Source organism: Domibacillus indicus (assembly GCF_000970685.1).
In the GTDB taxonomy this organism is placed as follows: Bacteria; Bacillota; Bacilli; order Bacillales; family Domibacillaceae; genus Domibacillus; species Domibacillus indicus.
In genome coordinates this window covers 43,658-66,675 of the sequence record NZ_LAJB01000004.1, presented here as the reverse complement: position 1 = coordinate 66,675, position 23,018 = coordinate 43,658, and the positions used below count along the sequence as shown (strand labels likewise).

At 45.2% G+C, this 23,018-nt stretch carries 26 protein-coding genes; 11 read left to right on the top strand and 15 right to left on the bottom strand.

Annotation, left to right across the window (positions count from 1 at the left end; translation table 11 throughout):
• Nucleotides 1-42 precede the first annotated feature (42 nt).
• Entirely contained in the window at nt 43-1,305 is a 1,263-nt protein-coding gene (locus tag VP98_RS07545; protein WP_046174772.1) for an erythromycin esterase family protein, read from the top strand.
• A gap of 13 nt (nt 1,306-1,318) precedes the next feature.
• Here VP98_RS07545 and VP98_RS07540 read toward each other — a convergent pair whose 3' ends face one another.
• Nucleotides 1,319-1,975, bottom strand: coding sequence for a M50 family metallopeptidase (locus VP98_RS07540; protein WP_052712180.1), 657 nt, complete (start codon nt 1,973-1,975; stop codon nt 1,319-1,321).
• 446 nt (nt 1,976-2,421) lie between these two features.
• Here VP98_RS07540 and VP98_RS07535 point away from each other — a divergent pair, with 446 nt between their 5' ends.
• Nucleotides 2,422-2,850 carry an SRPBCC family protein gene (locus VP98_RS07535; RefSeq protein ID WP_046174771.1) on the top strand — a complete coding sequence of 143 codons (429 nt, stop codon included), beginning with the start codon at nt 2,422-2,424 and terminating at the stop codon, nt 2,848-2,850.
• A 181-nt stretch (nt 2,851-3,031) separates the two neighbouring features.
• Here VP98_RS07535 and queF read toward each other — a convergent pair whose 3' ends face one another.
• Nucleotides 3,032-3,529: a preQ(1) synthase gene (gene queF, locus VP98_RS07530; protein WP_046174770.1), complete on the bottom strand. Its 498-nt coding sequence runs from the start codon at nt 3,527-3,529 to the stop codon at nt 3,032-3,034.
• 83 nt (nt 3,530-3,612) lie between these two features.
• Here queF and VP98_RS07525 point away from each other — a divergent pair, with 83 nt between their 5' ends.
• Both VP98_RS07525 and VP98_RS07520 read left to right on the top strand, forming a co-directional pair.
• Nucleotides 3,613-3,933, top strand: coding sequence for a thioredoxin family protein (locus VP98_RS07525; RefSeq protein WP_046174769.1), 321 nt, complete (start codon nt 3,613-3,615; stop codon nt 3,931-3,933).
• Between the two features lie 58 nt (nt 3,934-3,991).
• Entirely contained in the window at nt 3,992-4,567 is a 576-nt protein-coding gene (locus VP98_RS07520) for a beta-class carbonic anhydrase (protein ID WP_046174768.1), read from the top strand.
• An 18-nt stretch (nt 4,568-4,585) separates the two neighbouring features.
• Here the strand turns inward: VP98_RS07520 and VP98_RS07515 are convergent, their stop codons facing one another.
• The 3 genes from VP98_RS07515 to VP98_RS07505 are packed head-to-tail and all read right to left on the bottom strand — an operon-like array spanning nt 4,586 to nt 6,337.
• On the bottom strand, nt 4,586-5,722 hold the full coding sequence (locus tag VP98_RS07515; RefSeq protein WP_046174767.1) for a zinc-dependent alcohol dehydrogenase: 1,137 nt from the start codon (nt 5,720-5,722) through the stop codon (nt 4,586-4,588).
• Between the two features lie 29 nt (nt 5,723-5,751).
• On the bottom strand, nt 5,752-6,111 hold the full coding sequence (locus VP98_RS07510; RefSeq protein ID WP_046174766.1) for a spore coat protein: 360 nt from the start codon (nt 6,109-6,111) through the stop codon (nt 5,752-5,754).
• A gap of 19 nt (nt 6,112-6,130) precedes the next feature.
• The gene (locus VP98_RS07505; protein WP_046174765.1) at nt 6,131-6,337 is read right to left on the bottom strand and encodes a hypothetical protein; all 207 of its coding nucleotides are present in this window, start codon (nt 6,335-6,337) and stop codon (nt 6,131-6,133) included.
• A 144-nt stretch (nt 6,338-6,481) separates the two neighbouring features.
• Here VP98_RS07505 and VP98_RS18815 point away from each other — a divergent pair, with 144 nt between their 5' ends.
• Nucleotides 6,482-6,688, top strand: a complete 207-nt coding sequence (locus VP98_RS18815; RefSeq protein ID WP_046174764.1) for a hypothetical protein — start codon at nt 6,482-6,484, stop codon at nt 6,686-6,688.
• Nucleotides 6,685-6,981, top strand: a complete 297-nt coding sequence (locus tag VP98_RS18810) for a spore coat protein (protein ID WP_046174763.1) — start codon at nt 6,685-6,687, stop codon at nt 6,979-6,981. The genes VP98_RS18815 and VP98_RS18810 overlap by 4 nt, the downstream gene beginning before the upstream one ends.
• An 88-nt stretch (nt 6,982-7,069) precedes the next feature.
• On the opposite strand, the gene VP98_RS07490 is transcribed toward VP98_RS18810, so the two are convergent.
• On the bottom strand, nt 7,070-9,106 hold the full coding sequence (locus tag VP98_RS07490; RefSeq protein WP_046174762.1) for a catalase: 2,037 nt from the start codon (nt 9,104-9,106) through the stop codon (nt 7,070-7,072).
• A gap of 293 nt (nt 9,107-9,399) precedes the next feature.
• On the opposite strand from VP98_RS07490, the gene VP98_RS07480 reads away from it, so the two are divergent.
• Nucleotides 9,400-10,431 carry an N-acetylmuramoyl-L-alanine amidase gene (locus tag VP98_RS07480; RefSeq protein ID WP_052712179.1) on the top strand — a complete coding sequence of 344 codons (1,032 nt, stop codon included), beginning with the start codon at nt 9,400-9,402 and terminating at the stop codon, nt 10,429-10,431.
• A 45-nt stretch (nt 10,432-10,476) separates the two neighbouring features.
• Here VP98_RS07480 and VP98_RS07475 read toward each other — a convergent pair whose 3' ends face one another.
• Both VP98_RS07475 and VP98_RS07470 read right to left on the bottom strand, forming a co-directional pair.
• Nucleotides 10,477-11,466 (bottom strand): lipoate--protein ligase, encoded by a 990-nt coding sequence (locus VP98_RS07475; RefSeq protein ID WP_046174760.1) that lies wholly within the window; start codon nt 11,464-11,466, stop codon nt 10,477-10,479.
• A 318-nt stretch (nt 11,467-11,784) separates the two neighbouring features.
• Nucleotides 11,785-12,615 carry a DUF1206 domain-containing protein gene (locus tag VP98_RS07470; RefSeq protein WP_156151337.1) on the bottom strand — a complete coding sequence of 277 codons (831 nt, stop codon included), beginning with the start codon at nt 12,613-12,615 and terminating at the stop codon, nt 11,785-11,787.
• Nucleotides 12,616-12,740: 125 nt separating this feature from the next.
• Between VP98_RS07470 and VP98_RS07465 the strand changes: the two genes are divergently transcribed.
• Together VP98_RS07465 and panF are read left to right on the top strand one after the other, a co-directional pair.
• Nucleotides 12,741-13,001, top strand: a complete 261-nt coding sequence (locus VP98_RS07465; protein WP_046174759.1) for a YhdT family protein — start codon at nt 12,741-12,743, stop codon at nt 12,999-13,001.
• Entirely contained in the window at nt 12,998-14,449 is a 1,452-nt protein-coding gene (gene panF / locus VP98_RS07460) for a sodium/pantothenate symporter (protein WP_046174758.1), read from the top strand. The genes VP98_RS07465 and panF overlap by 4 nt, the downstream gene beginning before the upstream one ends.
• Before the next feature lie 80 nt (nt 14,450-14,529).
• Here the strand turns inward: panF and VP98_RS07455 are convergent, their stop codons facing one another.
• The 7 genes from VP98_RS07455 to VP98_RS07425 form a co-directional block, all read right to left on the bottom strand.
• Nucleotides 14,530-15,744 carry an NRAMP family divalent metal transporter gene (locus VP98_RS07455; RefSeq protein WP_046174757.1) on the bottom strand — a complete coding sequence of 405 codons (1,215 nt, stop codon included), beginning with the start codon at nt 15,742-15,744 and terminating at the stop codon, nt 14,530-14,532.
• A gap of 2 nt (nt 15,745-15,746) precedes the next feature.
• Complete coding sequence (locus VP98_RS07450; RefSeq protein ID WP_082087883.1) at nt 15,747-16,511, bottom strand: LamB/YcsF family protein; 765 nt, start codon at nt 16,509-16,511, stop codon at nt 15,747-15,749.
• A gap of 17 nt (nt 16,512-16,528) precedes the next feature.
• On the bottom strand, nt 16,529-17,281 hold the full coding sequence (locus tag VP98_RS07445; protein WP_046174817.1) for an IclR family transcriptional regulator: 753 nt from the start codon (nt 17,279-17,281) through the stop codon (nt 16,529-16,531).
• Nucleotides 17,282-17,332: 51 nt separating this feature from the next.
• Nucleotides 17,333-18,337: a 5-oxoprolinase subunit C family protein gene (locus tag VP98_RS07440; RefSeq protein ID WP_046174756.1), complete on the bottom strand. Its 1,005-nt coding sequence runs from the start codon at nt 18,335-18,337 to the stop codon at nt 17,333-17,335.
• Nucleotides 18,334-19,065: a 5-oxoprolinase subunit PxpB gene (gene pxpB / locus VP98_RS07435; protein ID WP_046174755.1), complete on the bottom strand. Its 732-nt coding sequence runs from the start codon at nt 19,063-19,065 to the stop codon at nt 18,334-18,336. The genes VP98_RS07440 and pxpB overlap by 4 nt, the downstream gene beginning before the upstream one ends.
• A gap of 138 nt (nt 19,066-19,203) precedes the next feature.
• Entirely contained in the window at nt 19,204-20,829 is a 1,626-nt protein-coding gene (locus tag VP98_RS07430; protein ID WP_046174754.1) for a family 14 glycosylhydrolase, read from the bottom strand.
• A 250-nt stretch (nt 20,830-21,079) separates the two neighbouring features.
• Nucleotides 21,080-21,337: a YciI family protein gene (locus VP98_RS07425; RefSeq protein ID WP_046174753.1), complete on the bottom strand. Its 258-nt coding sequence runs from the start codon at nt 21,335-21,337 to the stop codon at nt 21,080-21,082.
• A gap of 120 nt (nt 21,338-21,457) precedes the next feature.
• Here VP98_RS07425 and cidR point away from each other — a divergent pair, with 120 nt between their 5' ends.
• Both cidR and VP98_RS07415 read left to right on the top strand, forming a co-directional pair.
• Complete coding sequence (gene cidR / locus VP98_RS07420) at nt 21,458-22,354, top strand: cidABC operon transcriptional activator CidR (RefSeq protein ID WP_046174752.1); 897 nt, start codon at nt 21,458-21,460, stop codon at nt 22,352-22,354.
• Nucleotides 22,355-22,488: 134 nt separating this feature from the next.
• The gene (locus VP98_RS07415; protein WP_046174751.1) at nt 22,489-23,016 is read left to right on the top strand and encodes an acyl-CoA thioesterase; all 528 of its coding nucleotides are present in this window, start codon (nt 22,489-22,491) and stop codon (nt 23,014-23,016) included.
• The last annotated feature ends 2 nt before the right edge of the window (nt 23,017-23,018 follow it).

Genomic DNA, 23,018 nt, shown 5'->3' with positions numbered 1-23,018 from the left:
CTCTTCCTTGTGGAAAATAATAGAAACATAAGGAGTGAAAACATGATTAAAACCGATCAATATGCAGCCCTTATCAAACAGCATGCCGTACGTTTTTCAGAAATTGACGATCTCTCCCCTGTTATCCAGGCGGCCTGCAGGGCAAAATACGTATTGCTTGGCGAAGCCTCACACGGCACATCCGAATTTTATACAACGCGTGCCGAGATCACCAAAAAACTCATTCAAGAGCATGGATTTTCATTTATTGCAGTGGAAGGAGACTGGCCTGCCTGCTTCGAAGTAAACCGCTATATTAAAGGCCAGGCGCCCGAGTATGCAAATGCGGAGGAAGTTCTCCGCTCTTTTCAACGCTGGCCATCCTGGATGTGGGCCAACGATGAAATCACCAGCCTGGTTAACTGGCTTTATGAGTACAATCGTGAGCATAATAAGCAAATTGGCTTTTATGGAATGGATGTCTACAGCCTGTGGGAATCAATGGAAGCAGTTGTTGACTATTTGGAAAAGATTCAGTCGCCTGATGTGGATAAAGCGAAAAAAGCGTTTGAATGCTTTGAGCCTTTTCACCGGGAGCCGGAGCAATATGGTATTTCAGCCGCTATTTATGGAGAGAGCTGCCTGGCAGAAGTTATGGATTTGTTAAAAGCTATTCAGAAAAACAGGAAAACATATAACCGCGATCCAGAAGCTTCTCTTAATATGCAGGTCAACGCGCTGGTGGCAAGAAATGCGGAAGCCTACTACCAGGCTATGGTCACCAACGGAAATGAATCGTGGAACATTCGGGACCGCCACATGGTGGAAGCACTTGGATTTATAGGTGCTTATTACGGAGCACAGTCAAAAGGAATCATTTGGGAGCACAACACCCATATCGGAGATGCCCGGGCAACGGATATGGCACAGGAAGGAATGGTCAATGTCGGCCAGCTTACCCGTGAAATATACGGCCAGGATCAAGTCTACGCAGTCGGCTTTGGCACCCATCGCGGCACAGTGATAGCAGCTGACAGATGGGGCTCCCCTTTAGAGGTTATGGCGGTGCCGGAAGGGCTGCCAGGAAGCTGGGAGGATATGATGCACCAGGCAGGCCCCTTCAATCAATACATTCTCTTTACACCAGATAACCGAAAATTGTTTCAAGAAACCGTCGGGCATCGGGCAATCGGGGTTGTGTATCACCCCGAAATGGAACACTTCGGAAACTATGTCCCTTCCCGCCTTTCGGACCGGTATGACGCTTTTATTCATATCGATAAAACAAGTGCCCTGTCTCCGCATTTGTTTCATGGCGTTTTCTAACATGCCTGCTTATTTACCCGGCAAACAATTTGCCGGGTAAATAAATGCCGAAGTACAAAGCTTGAAGAAAAAAAAGCAGCCCCCATATCCGGGAAGAAATACCGGTAGACTTTTTTAAGGTGGAGGCATCCCCGGCGTTTTTGGGAAACTTAATACTTAAAAACAAAATTACCCAGCTGCTTCGGACGGACTCGACAAGCAAAACAGCCGCAACTAAAGATACATACGCCTGCTGGATCGTCTCAGAGGCGTACAGGTAGACCGCCATGGTGCCCGCCAAAAAAGCAGCCAGCCAGATAAAGCCAAACCAGTTGCGCACCCATAGCACCATACTCGCACCCAGCACAGCAAACAACCCGCCATACAGCCACTCTGTATAGCCATGCCTCAATCCCCAGTAAGCCGCAAAAGCCGACACGGACGCAAAAGGATAGCCGGCAAGTGACGTAATAATCGCGGCGAGCCGGTGAGAATAAGTTGTATAAGCTGCACCGCTTGTATCCCAAAAAAGGCGGACCTGGTAAATGCCTCCGCCGCAGACGAGACTCGCCAGCACATGGCCGATTTCGTGCAGCAGCGTGTTCAGCAGGCGAAAGTACTTTCCTGCAACCGGTATGTAAATGAGCAGAACTGCTGCAATAATAAATATAATTTCCCGGCCCGCTTCCATTCTCTCACCTTCTTTGCTGCTTTTTTCATTGACAAAGGCCAGCGTGTTAATTAAGTTTCTTTATTTTACCACGTATGAATAAAGTCCACCATCTTTTGAACGAAACACTTTTCAAGGAATAGGAGAACCGTTTTTTTTATCCTTTCCTGTACATTTCTTCAAATAAAAAGCGCCTCTTTAAAAGAGCGGCTTCCAAATAATACACTTCTATTCTGCCTTTTATCATTTCCTTTATTTTCCAAATATAGATATCGAACTAACTAGAGATACAGCCTTAACTGCTCACATTAAATTATTAATTTAGCACGAGTAACAGGCCTCCAATCATTCTCAAGAATTCTCAGTATTCGGAATATGAAAACCTCATTAAAGCATTTATAATGAAGTCAGGCACCCATGAAGGACTTATCATAAAAATTCTGATATTAATACAGGAGGTAAGTCAAATGCAAGAATTTAAAAAAATCACCGTAGAAGCAATCGTTGAAGCACCCGTAGAAAAGGTATGGAGGTATTGGGCAGAGCCAGATCATATAACGAAATGGAACAATGCTTCAGATGACTGGCACACACCATTTGCTGAGAATGATTTAAGAGAAGGCGGAACATTCGTTTCAAGAATGGAAGCTAAAGATGGCAGTGCCGGCTTCGATTTTGGCGGAATTTATGATGAAGTAAAATTACATGAGATTATCGCTTATAGTATGAGTGATGGAAGAAAAGTTAAAATCACTTTTAAAAATCTAGGAAACCAAACTGAAGTAATGGAAACCTTTGATGCAGAACCCACACATCCGGTTGAGTACCAGCAACAAGGATGGCAGGCAATCCTAAATAACTTCAAAAAATACGCGGAGGAAACAAACAACAGTTAAAAAATTTATCAAGAGTATTATTTTAGCTGGCCTGTAAATTAAATGGTGTAACTCCTCTGCAAAAATTAGATAAAGACATCTTGCAATTGAAAAAATGAAAAGAGACGTCTTATTAAGACATCTCTTTCTCAGCAGATTACCGTGGTCACATTTCATGCGACCACGCTCGTTTCTGTCCCTCTTACCGGTTATCCACCGTTTCCGGATACAGATCATGGTTCATCATGCGGTACTCGGCCATTTTCTCGTATTTCGTGCCAGGCTTCCCGTAGTTCGTGTACGGGTCAATCGAAATCCCGCCACGCGGCGTGAATTTGCCCCATACTTCAATGTAGCGCGGGTCCATCAGTTCAATCAGGTCATTCATGATAATATTCATGCAGTCCTCGTGGAAATCACCGTGATTGCGGAAGCTGAACAGGTACAGCTTCAGTGATTTGCTTTCCACCATTTTGACATCGGGAATATAGCTGATATAAATGGTCGCAAAATCCGGCTGCCCGGTCATTGGGCAAAGAGAGGTAAACTCGGGACAATTGAATTTTACGAAGTAATCCCGGTTTTGATGTTTATTGTCAAACGTCTCTAAAACAGACGGATCGTAGTCAAACACATATTTGGTCCCTTGATTGCCAAGGAGTGTAATGTCTTTTAGTTCTTCTTCATTGCGTCCTGCCATTATTGCAAGATTCCTCCTTCCAAAGCTTCTTTCTTTTCTATTATACCAAAGCCGCATTACAATGGAATAAAGGAGTGATCAAAATGAAGCCTATTTCCTCATACACAGAATTTTCAGACGCCGTCGCTTCCAATGAAGCGGTTTTGCTTTATACTTCAATGCCTGACTGTTCTGTCTGCCACGCTTTAAGACCCCGGGTGGAGACCCTGCTGGCTGATTTTCCTCACGTAACAGCAGTTCATGCCGATACAGCAGAGCTGCCAGAGCTTGCCGGCCAGCTGACTATTTTCTCTGCCCCGGCTGTTCTTCTTTTTATTCGGGGAAAAGAAATCTTCCGCATGGCACGTTTTGTCCCAATTGATAAACTGAAAGAAAATATTACACAAGCATTGAAAATGATTTGACAAAAAATTAAGAAATGCTTCACAATAATAAAGAAGATTATAAAAGGAGCGATTACCATTGTCATTACTTCATGATATTTTGTCATTTAACGAAACCTTTGTAGAAACCAAGGAGTATGAAAAGTTTGCGACAACAAAATTCCCCGATAAACGTGTCGTAATTTTAACCTGTATGGATACACGCCTTGTTGAGCTCGTAACAGAAGCAATGAACTTTAAAAATGGAGATGTTAAAATTGTCCGCAATGCCGGTGCGATTGTCAACCATCCGTTTGGTTCCATTATGCGCAGCCTGCTTGTTGCTGTGTATCAGCTTCAGGCCGATGAAGTGCTGATCGTGGGGCATCATGACTGCGGCATGAGTTCTCTTTCAAGCGATGTAATCATTGAAGCAATGAAAGAGCGGGGCATTCAGCAGGAAGTGGTTGACACACTTCGCAACTCGGGAATTGAAGTGGATAAATGGCTGAGCGGCTTCAGCAGTGTGGAAGAAAGTGTTGCCCACAGTGTAAACATGGTAAAATCCCATCCACTTATGGTAAACACGATTCCGGTTCACGGGCTTGTGATTGATCCTTCAACCGGCAAGCTGGATCTTGTAGTGGACGGCTACAAAAAAGAAGCGGCGCTTTAATAGGCCGCTTCTTTTCTTTTAAGGCTTTAAAATAACTTTTATGCAGTCATGTGTTTTTGTGTCAAACATTTCATACCCTCTCGCCGCCTCATCAAGCGGCAGGATGTGGGTGACAATATCGGAAGGGTCAAATTTCCCTTTCGCAATCAGCTCGTGCAAATAAGGCATATAGTGAATAACCGGCGCCTGTCCGGTTCGAATGTTGACATTGCGCTGAAAAATATCTCCCAGCGGGAACGCATTATACATGCCCCCGTAGACGCCTGTCACTTGAATGGTACCGCCTTTTTTCACTGCCTGGCTGGCAATGACCAGACCGCCAAGCGCCCCGCCCTGAAGCTTCATGCCTACAGAAAGAAATTCCATCGGTGACATTTTCCCGTCCATTCCGACACAGTCAATGACAACCTCGGCACCGCCGCCTGTCATTTCCTTCAAGTAGCTGCCAATGTTTTGTTCACGTTCAAAATTGACAATTTCAACTCTATTCGTTTTCTGGGCGTGGCGCAGCCGGTAGTCCACATAATCGACTGCTATTACCCGTTTGGCGCCTTTCAGCCAGGCAAACTTCTGTGCCAGCAGCCCGACAGGCCCGCAGCCAAGAATAATCGCCGTATCCCCTTCTTTTAAGCCGGAGTTATCTACACTCCAATAAGCGGTCGGAATAATATCTGAGAGGAGAACCAGTTTTTCGTCTTCCACTTCGCTGCTTTCAGGAATTTTAAATGGAGTGAAATTTCCATAAGGAACCCGCATATATTCTGCCTGTCCGCCGGGATATCCTCCTGTACTGCCGGAATACCCAAAAAATGCGCCCATATCTCCGTTGTCATTAGAGTTGTCACACTGGCTTTCGAGATCATGCTTGCAAAACCAGCACTCTCCGCAGCTGATGTTAAACGGAACAATGACCCGGTCCCCTTTTTTCACTTTTGTCACAGCAGGACCCACTTCTTCTACAATCCCCATTGGCTCATGGCCGATAATGTAGTCCGGCTGAATATTAGGGATCATTCCATGGATCAAATGCAAATCTGATCCACAGATGGCCGTTAAAGTAAGCTTGACGATAATATCATCCGGCTTTTGAATTTGAGGTGCTTTTACTTCTTTTACCGCTACGTTTTTAACTCCCTGAAACGTGACAGCTTTCATTTTTTTCTCCTCCTTTCCTGTAAGGTCGGTTAATTTGGCGGGGTCGGGAACAGCCCTTTTCGATTAGTGTTATTCGGGAAAAGCGGCAGCCGGGCGATATCCAAAGCTGTTTCGGCAGATTTTCTGTCTATTTGCATTTGTTTGTCCATGTCATAAGGATAAAACCAGCCTTTATTCATCATCAATTCGGTTACTTCTCCGTGCAGGTCAATACCCTGCTCTAAATGTTCCATAAGGGCTAATTGCACTTCTGGATCAGCCGACTGCGTCAAAGCAGCCGCACAGTTTCGAATCCCGTTTTTAACAGTCATCAAAAACTCAAGAGCAATGGCAGAATCGACAAGCTCTGGCATTCCAACCGAATTAATGGGATCTAAATAATCGTTCATTGCATTCACCTCCACAGGCTTAAAATGTCCTTGCTCCTTTATACAGCTCTAATAATTCATTCAGCTGATGAATCGACTGCTGTGTATCCTTCTCCATCATGGCTTTTAAATCACTGTCAAAACAAACACCCTGCATCATTTTCGTCTTCAGCAATGAGACTGTTTTAAAGTTCACCAGCTCATGCAGCTCCATTGTTTCGTGAAAAGCCAGTTTTTCTTGATTCATATCCGGCACCCCCAATGTTAGTCACCATATTCATTTTTCCTTCGCTATTGCGTTTTATTCATTCACCGACGGGACAGCTGTGAATAAGCAAAAGACAATCAGCCAAAATAAACAGGTACATGAATAATTGAAGAGGTGATACACGTGAGAAAAAGTCTGGGGCAGCACGAAACGCTGGACGTGCATGAATTAGTCGTTTTTAAAAGCATCTGCACAACAAAGGCTTTTACGATGAGCAAGCTGGCACAAGACCCTGAATTAAAAGCTCTGCTGGATGCAGATGCCCGGACGGGCCATCAGCATCTGGAGCAGCTGAAGCAGTTCTTGCCGGAAGGAGGAGTGAAGCAATGAATGATTTATTTAAAAGTGCAGCAGGAATGGGGAGCCTGACTGATCAGGTCATTGCATCTGACTTTTTAATTTCGGTTAAATGCGGCATAAAAGATACGGCGTTCGCCCTTACAGAAGCAGCAACCCCTGAATTGCGTTCTGTGCTGCGCGAGCAATTAATGACAGGCATTTCCACCCACAGAAGCATCAGTAACTATATGATCAAAAACGGCTATTATCACCCTTATGATTTACATGAGCAGGCAAAGGTCGATGCTGCTATCGCTGAAACAAGCCAGAGCCTTATTAACTAGCAGGCAGTCCCGGACAGCCTCTCGATTTCTTACGTTTTCAAAACATAAAAAAACTGCCGGCGAAGCATTCCGGCAGTTAACAATCTCCTTATACTTGGCGGTTCCAGTGGCGGTGCTCAGCCAGCGCTGTCAAAAACTTGTCCGCATAGTCTTTTGATGGGACCGCTTCTGAAATAACGCCTGCGTCTGCTGTCAAATCTGCAGCCAGATCAACACCGTCTCCTGTTGCACCAATCGTTTTAAAGTGCTCGTATGCTTCCGTTAAAAAGGCTTTTGCCTGCTTTCTGGCTTTCGGATCAGCTGACAGTCCGCCCGCCGCATAAACACCGTCAAACAACACAGAATCCGCTGTCAGGAAAGTATGGTCGACTTCAAGTTCTGCTCCGTCGTCTCCTTTGATTATTCCCTGCTTTGTGCTTACTACTTCAGGACGGGTTCCCGCTCTTTCAAAGGCTTTAAAGATCTCTGTCATTTCTTTTCCTGAAAATCCTTCACCGGCAAGCACGGCAATTTTACGTGTTGCGACGCCTTTCACCGGATTTTTCTCCTGGCTTAATGCGTCAGAGGATTTTGTGACCGCTGATTCTGGCACATCCGACGGCGCCTGCACCCCGATGGCTTCCGCTACAGTTGTCGCCAGCTCCACATTTACATTTGCGAACATATTCACAACCTGCTGGCGGATATCTTTGCTTTTCACTTTGCCAAGTTCAAAACTGAACGCTTTGATAATATGTTCTTTCTCTATGTCAGTCATGCTGTTCCAGAACAGCGCCGCCTGTGAAAAATGATCTTTAAAGCTGTCGCTGCGCCGCGCTACTTTCCGGCCCTCCACTTTTTCCTGGTAGTGGGCATAGCCGCCTTCTTCTTCTGAAGCCGGCGACGGAGTGTTCTGGGCCAGTGAGTTTTTATGGTAGCTCACCTGCCCGACATTAATCGTCTGGCGCCCATATCCATCACGCTGGTTGTTAAAAAACGGGCAGACCGGCCGGTTAATCGGCAGCTCGTGGAAATTCGGGCCGCCCAGGCGGATCAGCTGTGTGTCTGTGTAAGAGAAAAGGCGTCCCTGCAGAAGCGGATCATTGGTGAAATCGATTCCCGGCACCACATGGCCCGGATGGAAAGCAGCCTGCTCCGTTTCTGCAAACACATTATCCACATTGCGGTTTAATGTCATTTTTCCGATGATTTTAACCGGCACGTCTTCTTCCGGCCAAATTTTCGTCGGATCAAGAACATCAAAATCAAATTTAAATTCATCTTCCTCATCAATCATCTGAACGCCAAACTCAAACTCGGGATAGTCGCCCATCTCGATCGCTTCCCACAGATCACGACGGTGGAAATCCGGGTCTTTTCCGGCGAGTTTCTGCGCTTCATCCCAGACAAGCGATTTAATGCCCAGCACCGGCTTCCAATGGAATTTAACAAACCGGGCTTTTCCCTCTTCATTTACAAACCGGAATGTATGTACACCGAACCCTTCCATCATTCGATAGCTGCGGGGAATCGCACGGTCTGAAAGATGCCACATAACCATATGGGCTGATTCCTGATTGTTGGCAATAAAATCCCAGAATGTATCATGGGCACTCGCTGCCTGCGGGATTTCATTGTGCGGTTCCGGTTTTACTGCATGAATTAAATCGGGAAATTTAATAGCGTCCTGAATGAAAAAAACAGGGATATTGTTGCCGACAAGGTCATAGTTGCCTTCTTCTGTGTAAAATTTTGTAGCAAAGCCGCGGACATCACGTACTGTATCACCCGAGCCACGGAATCCAGCTACTGTTGAATAACGGACAAACACCGGTGTTTTTTTAGAAGGGTCCTGTAAAAACCCCGCTTTTGTATACTCTTTCATTGATTCATATACCTGGAAATAACCATGCGCTGCAAAGCCCCGGGCATGCACAACCCGTTCAGGGATACGTTCATGGTCAAAATGAGTCATTTTTTCCCGAAAATGAAAATCCTCTATCAATGTGGGCCCGCGTTCTCCCGCTTTTAAGGAATGTTCATCTTCCGACACACGAAGCCCTTGATTCGTAGTCAGCTTTTCTCCCTGGTCTTTTACACGGAACTCATCAAGCTGCTTGTTTTTGCTGTTTTCATTAATCGCCATGCTTTAGCCCCCTTTTCTTAGTAGCATAAATATCACATTCTTACATTACGTACCACTTTTCGAAATAATCAAAACAACTCATTTAGAATTATTTTTAAAATTTAATGATTATTATTAAAACAGCCAGCTCACTCATTTTCTTTAACAATATTCCTAAAAAATTCAACACAATAAGCAAAATTTTTCTTTTATTCAGCCCAATATTCTTACAAAATGAATCATTATTTTTGCTGATGCGCCCTTTTTTGCTAAATGATACGATATAAGGGAATTTATCGAATAGGCGGTGGATCATGGAAAGAATAAAAGTCTTCATTTTTTGCGTATTTTTACTGGGCTCTGTCCTGGCAGCCGGGCATTCTGCTTCTGCCCATTCCCAAACAGGCACAGTAACTGGTGACCGCGTTAATGTCCGGGAATCTCCTTCTCTTTCAGCTTCGATTCTTGGGCAGGTAAGTACAGGAAAACAAGTATCCATTCTTTCTTCTCAAAATGGCTGGGTTCAGATCTCTTACGGAAGTGAAACGGCGTGGGTAAGCGGCCAGTTCATTCGCACAGGCGGAAAGCAGCCGGCTTCAGCCAGCCAATTTGTGCGGATTCAAACGGAAGGAACAAACTTGCGGAGCGGACCCTCCACTTCCTCTTCTGTCATTGTGAAAGGGTCTGTCGGGGAGCGTTATCCTGTAATAGGCCGGAGCGGTGACTGGATTAAAATCCGACTGGCCAGCGGCAGTGAAGCTTATGTGGCAGGCTGGGTTGTTTCTTCAAAAGAAACAGCCGCATCAGCCCTGCAGGGAAAAGTGATTGTTCTGGATCCAGGGCACGGGGGAGTTGACGGCGGAACATCTGGTTTATATGGCACCATTGAAAAAGGTGTCACGCTCCAAACAGCTCAGAAGCTGCGTGATGCGTTAGCCGCGAGTGGAGCAACCGTTGTGGTAACCCGGACCGGTGATCAATATGTGCCGCTGCCAGCCCGGACAGACACCGCACGCCAGCACGGGGCAGACGCCTTTATCAGCCTGCATTACGACGGGGCACAGAGCCGGCAGGCAGCCGGCCATACAGCTTATTACTATCATACGGCTCACAAGGAGCTTGCCCGCTCGTTAAATGAAGGGCTAAATAAGACGCTGCCGAATGCAAACCGGGGCACACAGTACGGCGATTATTACGTTCTTCGTGAAAATCAGCGGCCCGCCGTCCTGCTTGAGCTCGGTTATTTGACGAATCCTGCTGAAGAATCCTCAATTGCATCAGCTGCATACCAGCAGCAAGCGGCAGCCGGAATTCGAGACGGCCTGGCCTCTTACTTTTCTCGTTAACAGCACAAACAGCGCCCGGCTTTCTGCCGGGCGCTGTTTTGTTTATCAATAAATTAAGTCAACGAGATCATCAGTGGTAACATTTCCGAAGTAATGCTTCATATCCAATTGCTCAAGTGCCTGGCGAACGGCGCTTTTTTCATACTTTATTCCGATAAGCGCTTCCTCGACTTCGGCTACGTCCCCGGCACCAAAAAAGTCGCCGAAAATACGCGCCGTTTGAATGTCTCCCCCTTTTACGTGAAGGCGCACATCAATAAGCCCGACCGGAAATCGGTGAGAGCGTTCGATATTAAACGCCGGCGATTTGCCGTAGTTCCAATCCCAGTTTCCGTAGCGCTCGGCTGAAATCCGGTGAATCATTTTCCAGTCTTTTTCCCCCAGCACATATTCCTTTACTTGCTCTTCGCCGTTAAAGATCTGGTTTAAAATAAATTGTTTAAATTCGGTAATAGTCATTTTTTGTTCAATCAAGTCAGATATATTCGCCACTCGGCTGCGGATTGATTTAATGCCTTTGGACTCAATTTTGTCTTTGCGTACCTTGAGGACAGACACTACCTCATCCATATTGGTATCGAACAGCAGCGTTCCGTGGGTAAACATACGTCCTTTTGTGGAAAACTGGGCATTTCCTGAGATTTTAAAACCATTAGCCGTTAAATCGTTGCGCCCGCTCATCTCCGCATTTAAGCCGAGTTTGTTCAACGCCGCTACAACCGGCTCGGTAAATTTGCGGAAATTGTGAAAGCTGTCACCATCGTCCTTTGTTATAAAGCTGAAATTTAAATTGCCAAGATCATGATAAACTGCGCCCCCTCCGGACAGGCGCCGAACCACATGAAGGTTATGGTCCTCTACATAATCAACGTTTATTTCTTCAATGGTGTTTTGATTTTTGCCAATAATAATGGATGGCTCATTAATGTAAAAAAGCAAATAAGACTCTTCAATATTCAAATGCTTTACGGCGTATTCTTCAATGGCCAGATTGATGCGGGGATCCGTTATCCCTTTGTTATCAATAAAAAGCATCAGGCACCTCCCAATGTTAATAGATCAAATGTAGCACATTGAGATTCGTTCTCAAAGAAAAAAGCACCCGGTATGGGTGCTTCAGACTGTCGACAAACTATAGAAGTTGAATGAAGCTTATTTCATGGGCCGTTTACTGTCCTGTAAGAATTCTTTTGAAAAACAGGATAGTAGGCTGCGGGCTGGCGGCTTCGCTTCACTCACCCGGGCTAAGCGCTGTTCTCGTACGCTTTTTTTGAGAAACAATAGATAAAATCATTTGTTCAAGTATGAAGTAAATAACATTGTCTGCAAGCTGAAGCACCCGGTATGGGTGCTTTACTTTCTGCCGAAATTCATTCTCTGATAGCGCCCTCGAATCATTTCATAAACACCGTATAAGACAAGGCCTGCCGCTGTAATAGCAAGCAATAACTGGCCAAAGGGCTGAGAGGCAAGCTCAGCGAGTGCTCCGCCCAGTCCTTTTGATTCGTTCGGGTTCGCTGTAATCGCCGTCTCAATAAAGAAAAAGCCAACTATTATAAGAACAACTCCGCGCGCTGCGAGTCCGACCCTTCCGGCGCTCCGGGCAAGGCGGATTTCCTTCTCGTTCATTTCATATATTTTAAAATGCTTCATGAATTTTTCTTTCCATCCACGATATAATTGACTGCATCCATAGCCAATAATAATCAGTCCGATCAGTCCGACAATCCACTGTCCAAATGGCTGGGCAAGCAGTTTTGCCGATATCGTTTGTTCGGAACTGCCGCTGCTGCCTGCATGCATCGCCAGCTTAATCGCTGTTAAAGCCAGGCTCCCATAAATAAAAGCACTCACAATGTAACTGATCCGTTTTATTATTCCTTTTGCGTCTGTCCCGTTATGCTCAACATCCTTAATCGATTTAAGCAGCTCCCATATTACATATCCGATCAATCCAATGCCAATAAGCCAGAGGAGCAGCTGGCCAAACGGTTCATCTGCCACAGTTGATAATGCTCCGCTTGTCCCGGTTGTTCCGCCGCCCATTCCCGCCGCTGAAAGCAGTGCCAACAAGCCAACCAGTGCATACACGGTCCCTTTTGCCATATGGCCAAACCTCCCGAATCGGCGAATCCACGGCTTCGCCTCGTGCGCCTTTAAAGCTGCTTCTTTTTTCATTGCCATCTTCCGTCCCTCCTTCCTCTTTTATTTCTTCCTAATTTATTCCCGTTCCTCACTTTTTGTGAAACTGGTATTTTTTTGCCCGATCTGCTCATTCTCCATGTATACTAGCGTTGGGAGGTTATTGTATGAATAAACGATTTCAAATTGCCCACCGTGAAGCTTGGATCGGTATTGGGCTTGCTCTTTTTAACTTCATCTGGTGGTTCGGCTTTGCCTATGGCCTCGGGGGGCGCAGCATGGAAGAATACTCGTATATATGGGGGCTGCCCGACTGGTTCTTTTACAGCTGCATTGTTGGGTTTGTTATAATGACTTTTCTGGTGTGGCTCGTTGTGGCTCTTTTTTTCAAGAATGTTTCTTTTGAGGAAGAAGGTGACAGCGAATGAACTGGGCTGTTTTAATTCCTCTCCTTCTTTTTCTTGTCCTGATTTTCTTCATCGGCTACTATGCGAGTACAAAACTAACAGCGTCTACACATTTTTTGCATGATTATTTTCTTGGCGGGCGTGAGCTTGGCGGCTTTGTTTTAGCTATGACGATGGTAGCGACATATGGAAGTGCCTCAAGCTTTTTAGGGGGACCCGGCACCGCTTATACAATGGGCTTCGGATGGATTTTACTGGCTATGACACAGGTGGTAACCGGCTATTTCGTTTTAATGATCCTCGGAAAAAAATTCGCCATTGTAACGCGGCTGTATAATGCGGTTACGCTGGTTGATTTTTTAAAGAAACGATATAACAGCCCCGCTGTGGTTCTTCTTTCCGCCGTAAGTATTCTCATTTTTTTGTTCTCGGCTATGACGGCTCAATGGATTGGCGGAGCCCGTTTAATTGAATCCATTACGGGCCTCAGCTATAACACTGCTTTGTTTTTATTTGCCGTGTCGGTTCTTGTTTACGTTACAATCGGCGGCTTTCGGGCGGTTGCCCTGACGGATGCCGTGCAGGGGGCTGTTATGGTTATTGGCACGCTCATTTTGCTTGTGGCTGTTATACGGGCAGGCGGAGGAATTCCAGCAATTGTACAAAGCTTAATTGCTGAAAACCCGAATCTGGTGACGCCTTATGGAGCTGATGCAAATTTATCAGCTGCGTATGTGTCGTCTTTCTGGATATTAGTAGGAGTTGGGGTAGTAGGCCTGCCGCAGATTGCCGTAAGAGCGATGTCTTACAAAAATTCGCAATCGATGCACCGGGCGCTGATTATCGGAACGGTTGTCACGGGAGTAATCATGCTGAATATGCACTTGATCGGCGTATTTGCCCGCCCGATTCTGCCAGGGATTGACGTCGGCGACAAAGTCATTCCCCTTATTACACTTCACGTGCTGCCTTCCTGGCTGGCAGGAATCGTGCTGGCGGCTCCAATGGCTGCCATTATGTCAACAGTCGATTCGCTATTGATCTTGGTCAGCTCAACCATTGTGAAAGACATTTACTTAAATTATGTCAAGCCTGATGCTTCTAACAAAAGAATTAAACAAATCAGCTTCGGGGTCACAGCCCTGCTGGGAACCGCTGTAGCTTTTCTTGCCCTTGATCCGCCTGATTTGCTTATTTTCTTAAATTTGTTTGCCTTCGGCGGATTAGAAGCAGCCTTTATCTGGCCGATCGTGCTTGGCCTTTACTGGAAATACGGAAATAAATGGGGAGCTCTTTTTTCCATGATCTCCGGTATTGCGTCTTATATTTTCCTGCATTTTTATAACAGTGCCCACGGCAACTTGCTTGATGTTCACACAGTCACCCTGCCTGTTGTTCTTTCACTCATTTTATATATCGCAGGAAGCCTGCTCATTGAACGAAAAGAGTATCACTTTACCAGGCAGTAAAAAAGCACCTGAAAAACAGGTGCTTTTTTGCTTAGAATATCCAGCAGCAGGCTGATCCGGCTGCCCTGTTACCTTCTTGTTTATTCAAACAATGCCGGCAGCTGGTTAATAAGCGTATAGCCGCCCATATAAGCCATCAGAATCACGACAATAATGCCCGCTCCTGTCATCCAAATAGGATGGCGGTAGCTTCCAACAATATTTTTCTTATAAGCCGCAATCAGCATAACAGCAAGGGCGATTGGCAAAATAAGTCCGTTTAACGCCCCTGCCAGAATCAGCATCTTAACCGGCCTGCCGATCGTGGCGAAAATTCCGGTTGATACAATAATAAACAAAACAATGATTGTTTTATGATACTTTTCAATCGCCGGGTGAAATGTGCGAATAAATGAAACTGAAGTGTAGGCGGCGCCGATAACAGAGGTAATAGCGGCAGACCACATAACAACACCGAATAAACGATAGCCGATATTTCCGGCAGCGAGCTGGAAAACGGATGCCGGCGGATTGGCCGGATCAATCGCAAGGCCCTGGGCCACCACGCCCAGTGCAGCTAAAAATAAAAAGATCCGCATCACCGAGGCAATCCCAATGGCTGACACTGAGCTTCTGGTTACCTGTGGAACAGCATTTGTTCCTTTAATTCCTGCATCCAAAAGACGGTGCCCGCCCGCAAATGTAATATAGCCGCCGACGGTCCCGCCAACAAGCGTAACAATGGCCAGTGTATCAATTGTATCCGGTATAAACGTTTTAACGATCGCTTCCCCGACAGGAGGGTTCGCCTGGAACATTACATACAGAACAAGAAGGATCATTACAAATCCCATAATTTGAGTGAACTTATCCATAAGCAGGCCCGCTTCTTTTACAAGAAAAATGGCAATGGCAATCGCGGCACTGACAACAGCCCCTGTAACAGGTGAAATACCAAAAATCACGTTTGCCCCGAGGCCGGCCCCGCCAATATTTCCAATATTAAATGCGATCCCGCCCAAAACAATGAGAGCGGCAAGAACGTAGCCAAGTCCGGGCAAAACAAGGTTTGCCACCTCCTGGGCCCGCTTTTCCGACACAATCAGAATACGCCATATGTTCATCTGGGCTCCTATATCAAGCAAAATGGACACAAGAATGACAAAGCCGAAGCTTGCAGCAAGCTGCTCCGTAAAAACAGTCGTCTGAGTTAAAAATCCCGGGCCAATTGCAGAGGTAGCCATTAAGAAGGCGGCGCCTAAAAGAATACTCCAATTTGATTTTTCCTGCTGTTGAAACTCTTGTTGTTTTGACATTTCTATTCCTCCCTGGCGATTGAACGCACTTCAACCCCTTCTCCCTGCAGCTTTGTCCGGATCAGCCGGGCAAAAGACAGCGCATGGGACCCGTCACCGTGTATGCAGACGGTGTCAGCCTGTATCATGACATCTATCCCATCTGTCGCACGTACTTTCTTTTCTTTTGCCATGCGGATCACCTGAGCTGCCGCTTCTTCTGAGTCTTCAATTAATGCATTGGACAAACGGCGCGGTGTCAGCATGCCTTCCCGTGTGTATGTACGGTCTGCAAACACTTCACTTGCTGTTTTCAGGCCTGCTTTTTGGCCCGCTTGGATCAGCTTGCTTCCAGCCAGTCCGTATAAAATAAGGGATGCATCTACATCCTTAACGGCTTTGGCAATAGCAGAAGCCATAGCTTCATCCGAAGCCGCCATATTATAAAGTGCACCATGCGGCTTCACATGATGCAGGACAGTTCCTTCTATGCTGACAAACGCCTGAAGAGCACCGATTTGGTACACAACAAGTGAATATACTTCTTCCGGCGAGAGAGTCATATTCCGGCGTCCAAAGCCCGCCAGGTCTTGAAAGCCTGGATGGGCACCCATTTTAACATTATGCTCCATCGCTAAATGAACGGTTTTTTTCATCACATCGGGATCGCCGGCATGGAACCCGCAGGCGATGTTTGCTGATGTAATGTATGGCATAATTTCCTCATCGCGGCCAATCTTATATGCGCCAAAGCTTTCTCCCATGTCACAATTAATATCAATTTTCACAGGCTGTCCCCCCAAGATTAGCGGTCTACGGCACCGAGTTCAGCAGAAATCTGCCGTGATGCTTCTGTTAATTTTTCAATCATCTCTTTTACATGTGCTTTGTCCTGAAAACGGACTTCAGGCCCTGCCAGGCTGAGCCCGGCTATCACATCGCCCTTATGATTAAAAATAGGGGCAGCAATGGCGGAGGAATGGTCTTCCAGCTCAGAATGGCTGATCGACCAGCTATTTTTTCTTGTTCGCTCAATCAGCTGCCGGAGCTCTTCTTTCGTTTTCGGTGTTCCCTTCGCATACTGCGTGATTTGAAATGATTCAATCAGCCTCTCTCGTTCGGCCTCCTCCATAAAAGACAGCAGTATGCGCGGACATGCTCCTCCATATAAAGGAGCACGGCGGCCGATTTGCGTGTAAACGCGGACGCGCTCCTGCGCATCAACCTTCTCAATGTAAACCGCTTCATCTCCGTCCCGGATCACAAGATTTACAGCCTCTCCAGTTTCTTTCCGAAGCCTTTGCATGTAGGGCAATGCAATCGACCGGATATCCAGCCGTTCAGCAACAAGGCTGCCAAGCTCCAGAAAAACAAGCCCTAACCGGTAGGCACCTTCCTTATCTTTCTCCAAAAATCCGAGCTCAAGCAATGATTCCGCCATCCGATAAACAGATGTTTTCGGCAGCTCTGTTCTTTCTATTATTTGCAGCAACGTTAATTTTTCTTCCGTAAAAAACAATTTAATGATTTCCATTGATTTAAGAACCGTTTTATTCACTTTTCTTCCTTCTCCCTGTTCCGGTAAATGGACTGCTGTGTCCATATGCATTCATTCAAAGGACCATTTTTTTAACAAAAGAGCGGTTCGAATTTGTGCGATTTCCTGTTCACGTTCTATATAAAGCTGCTCCGCTTTATAAAGCGGTATCTCTTGAAAGCGGATGCGGTCTCCCGGCTTCATCTGAGCGATGACCGGTAAATCGGCTGCTGCAATCTGCCCGATTCTCGGATAACCTCCGGTTGTCTGCCGGTCTGCCAGCAGTACGATCGGATTTCCGTCACCCGGCACTTGAATCGTTCCATTCGCCACTGCTTCGGACAATAATTCAAACGGTTCTTTCAACTGTAAAGATGCACCTGAAAGACGGTATCCCATCCGATCAGACTGCGGGGTAATGTGAAATTCCTGCTCAAAAAACTGCTTCTGGGATGAATCTGAAAACTTCTCAAATTCTGCCCCTTTTAAAACACGGACAACACTTCTGTTTACATAGCGTTCAAAGGGAACATGCCAGTCAGCTGCCGCAAAGGAGCTTTGTTTCAGCTTTCTTTGATATGCTTCTTTTACTTTTCGGGAAAAGCTGTTTTCCTCGGCCAGCGGAATCAAATCGCCTTCCCGCAGGGCACGTCCTTTAAAGCCGCCAATTTCTCCGCGCATATACGTACTTTTGCTGTTCATTACCTCTGGAATAGAAAAGCCGCCCGCCACTGCAACATATGCCCGGCACCCAAGTTTGCAGCCGGTGAAAGAAAGAATGGCATCTTTCCTTACAAAAATGGGCCGCCATGAAGGAACAGGATTTTCATCAATGACCGGGCTTAAGTTTCCGCCGGTAATGGAAATCAGTGCATCTTCTTTAAATTGAAGAGATGTGCCCATCATTGTTATTTCAATGGCTGCTTCTCCCTCTTCATTTCCAACCAGTATATTTGCGAGGCGTAGCGAGAGAGAATCCATTGCGCCGCCAACAACGACGCCGTATTGCTGAAACCCGTACCGTCCTAAATCCTGAATCGTTGCCAAAAGTCCCGGGCGGATGATTTGTACACTCATTGCAATCTCTCCCGATACTGTTCATATTCTTCCTTTGTGATCGGCGCAAACTTCACAATATCCCCCGCTGACAGCACGCTTGGCTGATCACGGTCCGGGCGGAAAAGAGCCATCGGCGTCCTTCCGATCAGCTGCCATCCTCCCGGTGTGGAAATCGGATATACGCCTGTCTGGCTGCCTGCTATTCCGACACTGCCGGCCGGGATCGAGGTGCGCGGCGACGGACGGCGCGGGGCATTTATTTTTTCCGAAAGTCCGCCAAGGTATGGAAAGCCCGGTGCGAAGCCAATCATGTAAACGGGATACTGGGCCGATGCATGCAAGCGAATCACTTCATCGGCTGAAAGGCCGTTATGTTCTGCGACAAAATCAAGGTCAGGCCCAAAATCACCGCCGTAGCAAACAGGAATTTCTACAATCTGCGGTGTGCTTTCTTTCTCTTCAACAAATGTCTTCAGCATCCTTTCTAAGATGGCACGGACAATTTGAAAAGACGTTTTTTCTTTTTCTCCATATGCTTGTTTAACGACAAATGGGTCAAAAAAAACCGTTACACTGGAAAAAGCAGGTGTACATTCAATGAATCCGGAAAATGAGTCATTTTGCAGTTTCGTTGCCAGCGCTTTCACTTTTTTATTAATAAACGAATTGATTTCTGTTCCAAACTGAACCGTTACCGCCGACTCTCCTAACGGCTTTATATGGATTTCTTCTCGTTCTTTTTTCATTGTGCTCATTCACCGCCTTGTTCCGAATATCGGAACTTAAATTCTCTTTTTCGGAATATAGAAATATTATAATTGTCGGAAAATTGGGATGCAAGAAAAATGAAAAGCGGTCAGAAAAGATTCTGACCGCTTTTAGTATTACCATTCACCGTTAAAAAACGCTTCTCCGGCTGAAGGCGTTATATAGGAATTATTTTCTCCATCCTGCCAAACGCGTTTTCCCGATGCCGTTTCATATAAAAATTTAAAGGAATAAGAACGGCCGGCTGCCAAATTAAATGTACCGCTCCAGGTGCCATCTGCTTTTTTCATAAGCTTATATCGATAAGCATCCGGGTTCCAGCGGCCTATTTCTCCACGGTCACCAATCACATAGACCCGCTCAGCTTCTTTTGGAACATTTGCTGCATTCATTTGTACTGGCATCTGTATCAGGGCGAGCTTATCGACCATCATTTTAAATTCATTTGTTGGATTTCCTGCTTCGTCAAATAAATAATTCATCCGGAGCAGTGTAAAACCATCAAATCCATAGTTGAATGCCATTTCAGCGGAATTATTAAAACCCCACTCATTATTAATCATTGCCAGTGCATTTTCTCCATTTAAAGAAATCCCCCGCTCATTTGCCAGTGTGGCAATTTGCGCTACCAGTGTTTTGGGAGCACTGTAATATGGAGCGATGTGGGCGTTGGCGTCATCCATTTCTAAACACGTAAACGTCAGAGCAAGATCTGCTTCTTTCACCTTATCCAGCAAACGCTCGTAATTGAAATAACCTGTGCTGTACTCGGCCGCATGCGGCATTTTCGGATCATTCATTTTCCAGTGGACGCCTGAAATTTTCACACCGATCGGCACATCAAATACCCGGTCAAACTGCTTATGGGCAGCTTTTGAGATGGAAGCCATATGTGCTTCAAGAGCGCTCTGATACCAGCTCATAAAATCCTGTCCATATGCTGTATCATACGCTTCACCGCTTGTAAAAAATTCATCGCCTCCTGCCGGCGGCTCTATTTCCTCCCACTTTTTATAGGATGTGCCCCAGGCTGCATTAAGCTTCTTCACGTTTTTGTACTTCTTTTGCATTGCACCTTGAAAGCTCTTTTTCGCTCCCTCTGTATAAGCCTGCAGCTGCCCTCGTTCCGGCCATTCCCAGCCGTCCGCGAATTGGTAGGACGGATAGCGGAGCTCTCCTGCTGGACCGCCGCTTAAATAAATTTTTGCAATTAAGTCTTCTTCATCTTTAAACTCCCTGGCAAAAGCACGGTAAAATTCTTCATATTGCTTTTCAGCGCCTTTCCACCATGGTGCCAGCGCTTCTTTATTTAAGTAACCGCTTTCACTTTTAAACGCCATATTCTCGATATTATCTTTTTTCCATAGCCATGACGGAATTGGGTAATTACAATCGTCGCCAACATTCCCGCCACATTGATGGGTGGACATAATAGGCACCCATTTAAGGCCCGATGCTTCGACAACCTCTGCATACTTTTCATAATAGGACCAGTCGAACTGATTATCCGCCTTGCCTTCTACCATTCCCCACCAAATATCTGTTGTCAGCGCATAAACACCATTTTCCTTCATTATTTTAAGCTTTTCTTCGAAGTCTTTCCAGTCGGTAATTTCCGTTAATGGCGCCATTACATAAAGCTTGTAATCTTTTTTTACTTCTGCTTGGGCCGAACCCGTTCCCCCGATTGCTGAGATAATAAATAGAATTACCATCAGCAGTCCGCTTACTGCTTTTTTCATTTGACATAACCCCTTTCATTTTGTGCAAACGTTTGCATTTTAAAGCAAAAAAAGAAGCTCCTATCCTTCTTTTCAAAAAAAGTATAGTGAATGAGCTTCTATTCAGTCAATCTTATTTTCCAAAATGAAACTTTTTATCCATATTTTTATGATGCTTTTTGTTTCATTTTGTATCTTTTGGCTTGTTGGTGCTTTCTAGAAATAAAACAAGCCCATAACAGCTAAAAATGCCTTGTGCCAGGTACCTCTTTTAAAATTTATTCCACTCTTTTAATTCTAGTTTTCTTACTTTATGAGTGACAGCTGGATCGTTTTCGGCCAATTGCCATGCTTCTTCATATGTATCTGCTATATAGACGACTAAACCGCCGGAACCGTCTGCAAAAGGACCTTTTGCAAATACTTTGTTTTCTTTTTCCAGCTCCGCCAGGTAATCGAGGTGAAGCGGACGTACTTCCTTGTTTTTTTCAGGATCAATCATGTGTAAAAACGCAGCGTAATAAGCCAAGTTTATTCCTCCATTTCATTCAGAATACTCTGTCAGTATAGCAGAAAAAAGAAAAAAAACCGCTCCTTTTTCATTCTGGAAGCGGCCATGTGTATAATAAAAGTAAAAAAGGTGCGAAAAATGGATATTAAACATCTGCAATATTTTATTGAAGTATCAAAATTTAATAGCTTTTCAAAAGCGGCTGATCATTTATTTATCACACAGCCGACCATCAGTAAAATGATAAAAAATTTAGAAGCCGAACTGGGCGTGGAGCTGTTTGACCGTTCTAAAAAAAAGCTTGTTCTAACCGATGCCGGCAGAATTCTATTAGAACAGGCAAAGCTTGTTGATAAATCCTTTCACAACCTGGAGACAGAACTTGATAATCTGCTTGAATTAAAAACAGGGCATATTCGGATCGGACTGCCGCCCATTTTTGATGCACACTTTTTTTTAAAAGTAACCGGAATGTTTCATGAACAGTATCCTGGCATTACCTTTCAGCTTAAGGAAGAAGGTTCAAAATCAATTGAAGAAGCCATTGAGCAAAATGAATTGGATGTCGGTGTTGTCGTTCTTCCTACCCAGCACGATTTATTCGACCACTTTGCGTTTATGGAAGAAGATTTAATGCTCGTTCTGCCGGTATCTCATCCGCTTGCAAAACAGCCGGAGATTGACCTGGCATCCCTTTCTTCTGAATCGTTTATCCTATTTAATAAAGATTTTGCGCTGAATGACCAAATTGCTTCCTCCTGTCACGATGCGGGATTTCATCCACGTGTAATTTCAGAAAGCTCGCAATGGTCTTTTATTGAAGAAATGGTCGCATCAAAGCTTGGCATTTCTCTTTTACCGGAGAGCATCTGCCGGCATTTAAGCAAGAATGTGTGCGCCGTAAAAGTAGTCAATCCATCTATCAGCTGGAATTTAGCAATCATCTGGAGGAAAAATCATTACCTGTCTTATGCTGCCAAGGAGTGGCTTCACTTTACCAAAAACCAGTTTGTCAAAACGGCTTCTATTAATTGAAGCTGTTTTTTTATTCATAACAGCCATATATGGAAGCATTTACATAGATAAAAGCTATATATCAAATGAAAAATAACCATTTTACTTCTTTTTCAAACGGTCGTACACTGACAGCATAGAAGGGATGAAAAAATATGACTGTTAAAGAAGCTATCAAAACAAGCGAAAGCCGCATTGTTCATACTGACCAGGTATTATCATGCGATTTAAATAACTATCAAACATTATTCGGCGGCGTGCTAATGAAAAAAATTGACAGCGCAGCCTGCTTATCTGCACGGCGCCATTCACGCGTCAAAGAATGTGTAACAGCTTCAACAGACTCCATTGACTTTTTAGATCCAGTCCGTGAAACCGACTCTGTTTGTGTGGAATCCTTTGTTTCTTACACTGGAAGAACATCAATGGAGATTTTCTGCAAAGTCATTGCTGAGGACATCGCGACTGGAAACCGCCGGATTGCCGCTACTGCTTTTTTAACGTTTGTGGCATTAGATGAAAACAAAAAGCCAGTGGAAGTACCCGGCGTTATTCCTGAAACGGAAGAAGAAAAGTTTTTGTTTGAATCGGCAAAAGACCGGGCGGAAATGCGCAGGCTCCGCAGAGCAAAAAGCAAAGAGCTTGCAGAATACATGACTGTTAAAAAACCATGGGACAGATAAAG

What these genes read in the sequence shown, in the direction of transcription:
- VP98_RS07475 (WP_046174760.1), bottom strand. Translation starts at nt 11,466, where the DNA reads ATGCTTTTTATTGATAACAAAGGGATAACGGATCCCCGCATCAATCTG.
- VP98_RS07515 (WP_046174767.1), bottom strand. Translation starts at nt 5,722, where the DNA reads ATGAAAGCTGTCACGTTTCAGGGAGTTAAAAACGTAGCGGTAAAAGAA.
- cidR (WP_046174752.1), top strand. Translation starts at nt 21,458, where the DNA reads ATGGATATTAAACATCTGCAATATTTTATTGAAGTATCAAAATTTAAT.
- VP98_RS07470 (WP_156151337.1), bottom strand. Translation starts at nt 12,615, where the DNA reads ATGGCAATGAAAAAAGAAGCAGCTTTAAAGGCGCACGAGGCGAAGCCG.
- VP98_RS07505 (WP_046174765.1), bottom strand. Translation starts at nt 6,337, where the DNA reads ATGAATCAAGAAAAACTGGCTTTTCACGAAACAATGGAGCTGCATGAG.
- VP98_RS07545 (WP_046174772.1), top strand. Translation starts at nt 43, where the DNA reads ATGATTAAAACCGATCAATATGCAGCCCTTATCAAACAGCATGCCGTA.
- VP98_RS07540 (WP_052712180.1), bottom strand. Translation starts at nt 1,975, where the DNA reads ATGGAAGCGGGCCGGGAAATTATATTTATTATTGCAGCAGTTCTGCTC.
- VP98_RS07465 (WP_046174759.1), top strand. Translation starts at nt 12,741, where the DNA reads ATGAATAAACGATTTCAAATTGCCCACCGTGAAGCTTGGATCGGTATT.
- VP98_RS07430 (WP_046174754.1), bottom strand. Translation starts at nt 20,829, where the DNA reads ATGAAAAAAGCAGTAAGCGGACTGCTGATGGTAATTCTATTTATTATC.
- VP98_RS18810 (WP_046174763.1), top strand. Translation starts at nt 6,685, where the DNA reads ATGAATGATTTATTTAAAAGTGCAGCAGGAATGGGGAGCCTGACTGAT.
- VP98_RS07415 (WP_046174751.1), top strand. Translation starts at nt 22,489, where the DNA reads ATGACTGTTAAAGAAGCTATCAAAACAAGCGAAAGCCGCATTGTTCAT.
- VP98_RS07480 (WP_052712179.1), top strand. Translation starts at nt 9,400, where the DNA reads ATGGAAAGAATAAAAGTCTTCATTTTTTGCGTATTTTTACTGGGCTCT.
- panF (WP_046174758.1), top strand. Translation starts at nt 12,998, where the DNA reads ATGAACTGGGCTGTTTTAATTCCTCTCCTTCTTTTTCTTGTCCTGATT.
- pxpB (WP_046174755.1), bottom strand. Translation starts at nt 19,065, where the DNA reads ATGAAAAAAGAACGAGAAGAAATCCATATAAAGCCGTTAGGAGAGTCG.
- VP98_RS07510 (WP_046174766.1), bottom strand. Translation starts at nt 6,111, where the DNA reads ATGAACGATTATTTAGATCCCATTAATTCGGTTGGAATGCCAGAGCTT.
- VP98_RS07455 (WP_046174757.1), bottom strand. Translation starts at nt 15,744, where the DNA reads ATGTCAAAACAACAAGAGTTTCAACAGCAGGAAAAATCAAATTGGAGT.
- queF (WP_046174770.1), bottom strand. Translation starts at nt 3,529, where the DNA reads ATGGCAGGACGCAATGAAGAAGAACTAAAAGACATTACACTCCTTGGC.
- VP98_RS07490 (WP_046174762.1), bottom strand. Translation starts at nt 9,106, where the DNA reads ATGGCGATTAATGAAAACAGCAAAAACAAGCAGCTTGATGAGTTCCGT.
- VP98_RS07440 (WP_046174756.1), bottom strand. Translation starts at nt 18,337, where the DNA reads ATGAGTGTACAAATCATCCGCCCGGGACTTTTGGCAACGATTCAGGAT.
- VP98_RS07525 (WP_046174769.1), top strand. Translation starts at nt 3,613, where the DNA reads ATGAAGCCTATTTCCTCATACACAGAATTTTCAGACGCCGTCGCTTCC.
- VP98_RS07535 (WP_046174771.1), top strand. Translation starts at nt 2,422, where the DNA reads ATGCAAGAATTTAAAAAAATCACCGTAGAAGCAATCGTTGAAGCACCC.